This is a genomic window from Streptomyces katrae, from assembly GCF_000966975.1.
Taxonomy (GTDB): Bacteria; Actinomycetota; Actinomycetes; order Streptomycetales; family Streptomycetaceae; genus Streptomyces; species Streptomyces katrae.
The window spans coordinates 1-2,072 of the sequence record NZ_JZWV01000983.1 but is presented as its reverse complement, the minus strand read 5'-3'; the positions used below and the strand labels follow the sequence as shown (position 1 = coordinate 2,072).

Here is a 2,072-nt window from a genome sequence, read left to right as displayed (position 1 = left end):
AAGAGGGCCGCGGCGTTGGTGGCGCCGCCGCGGAAGCGTTGTTGCAGGTAGGGCTTGAAGCGGTTGATGTGGCCGTTGGGGCGGCGCTCCCGGGCCGAGGCGAGGATCTGGTCGAGGTCGGTGGTCAGGTCGTGGCGCACCGTCTTTCGGTCGCGACCCAGGCGGTCGGCGATCGCGCTGATCGTCCAGCCGCGTGCGCGCAGCTGGTGGATGCCCGTATGCCAATGGCGGACGCGGGCCATGAGCTGCCCGTCCTGCGGATCGCTCGGCTCCGGCGGCCTGATCAGCGCCGCCAGGGACGTGGGTCTGACGGCCCCTGGCGCTGGTCCAGATCGTCGGTCTCCCGGGGTCGAGTCCCGAGGGCGTCGTCTGTGCCAGGCGAGGTTCAACGCGCGGCTTCGTGAGGATCGCATTCGAAGTGAGGCGCGTTGTCGGCACTCATGTCCAGGCGGAGGCTGCGAAAGCGTGCGGGGTGGCGGTAAACGCCACCATGGTCGACGGCGGTGTCGGCGCTGCCCATGAACGGCCAAGTCGGCCCTCACCCGGCTCCAGCTGGAGGCGGGGACAGCTGGAGCGGTCTCAACGGTACGCCGTCGCTTTTAGCCTCGGGCAGCTCTGACAGCGTCCCGTTCACGCCGGAAGCTGACGATGTCGGCGATCAGTTCCGCGATGAACTCACTGGTGGCAGCGGGATCAGTGAACGGGGCCTCTCGCCTGTCGTCGATCAGGGCGGGGAAGGTCAGCACGTGGGCGGCGGTCGACGAGACCGTCGGCGGCTGGGGCTCGGCGCCGTGTAGGACGAGCATGTCAGCGATGAAGCAGGTGACGGCTCCGGCGGCGTCGCGGCCGATCCACACCGGGTAGCTTCCGTCCCCGAAGCCGCTCATGAACGCGATCAGGTTGGTGCCGCTCGCCGGATCGGACCGCATACCGGAATGGGAGTCCGCCTCGAACCCCGGCTCCTGCTCGTAGAGCTGCGGAAGTGTGTTACGGCCGGAGGCGTCCATGAAGCAAGCCGTGCCCGTATCGACGCCGAACCCGTAGAACTCCCCAGGGCCCAGAAGACGGGCGTCCTGCTCCGGCCGCAGTGCGAGCTCCCAGCTGACGGTCGGCTCGTCGAGGATCCGCAGCATCGCGGCCGGGGTCTCGCCATCCCACTCCTCATGCTCCCAGCGCATCGTGGAAACGAGGACGGGGTAGTCACCGGGCGGCACCGTGATGGTGAAGGCGAGGTCGCTGCTGTTGACAGTGCCGGGGTCCCCTGCGAGGACCGAGCCTGTGGGAAGGTGGAGCAGGCCGGCCGGCGCAGGCTCCCCGATCACTGCGATGCGGTCCTCGCCACATGTCAGACGCGTACCGGAGACGAAGAGCTCCTCCAGGGGACCCGGCTCCAAGGGCCGCGGAGCCGACCAGGACGCCCCGGCCCCGGACGCCCGGCCCTCCTCGCTCGGCTGCACCGACACCAAGGCGACCGAGCCACCGGAGGGCCCCAGTATCCGCGCGTCGACGTACGTCGTCCACGCACCGAACTCGGCCTTGGCCACCGTGCGGTGCTCGGCCGGGACATCCGCACCCACATGCAACGCACCACCGGCGTTCAGGATCCGGCGGCCCCTTCCGTCCGGGCGTACCGTCAGTTCGAACCGCACCCCACGCTCGGGAAACTCGGGCTCACTGTCGGACGTGTGGCCCCACTGCCGGAAGCGGCTCATGTGCAGTCGGCCCGGCTCCAGTTGCCGGTACACGTATTCCACGGTCCGCCGTCCGTGGGCGTCGAAGAAGAACAGGCCGAGGTACGCGTGCCTCCAGTCCACATGGAAGAGGGCCTTCGGCCGCCCCTGGTGGGACAGGAGAACCGCGTACGGTTCGCCCATCTCGTCCCGGCGGCGGGCCTCGCCCTCCGTCATCGGAGCGGAGGCCGCCCGCGCTGCCGGATCCCAGCCCTCGCAGTACAGCACCTCCACGACGTCAACGGTCTCAACAGCCTCAGCTGCCATGCCCACTCCTGCCACACCCCATCCGGTTTCCGATCGGTCTCGGCGTGACACTAGCGACCGCCAGTGACAAGAAAG

The 2,072-nt window shown here is 69.2% G+C and carries 2 protein-coding genes; both read right to left on the bottom strand.

Annotation, left to right across the window (positions count from 1 at the left end; genetic code table 11):
• Positions 1 to 242, bottom strand: a 242-nt coding sequence (locus VR44_RS46560; RefSeq protein ID WP_045950920.1) for a helix-turn-helix domain-containing protein, incomplete at its 3' end; no start/stop codon positions are given.
• Between the two features lie 357 nt (positions 243 to 599).
• Positions 600 to 1,997, bottom strand: a complete 1,398-nt coding sequence (locus VR44_RS30850; protein ID WP_045950919.1) for a DUF4241 domain-containing protein — start codon at positions 1,995 to 1,997, stop codon at positions 600 to 602.
• Positions 1,998 to 2,072 lie beyond the last annotated feature (75 nt).

What these genes read in the sequence shown, in the direction of transcription:
- VR44_RS30850 (WP_045950919.1), bottom strand. Translation starts at nt 1,997, where the DNA reads ATGGCAGCTGAGGCTGTTGAGACCGTTGACGTCGTGGAGGTGCTGTAC.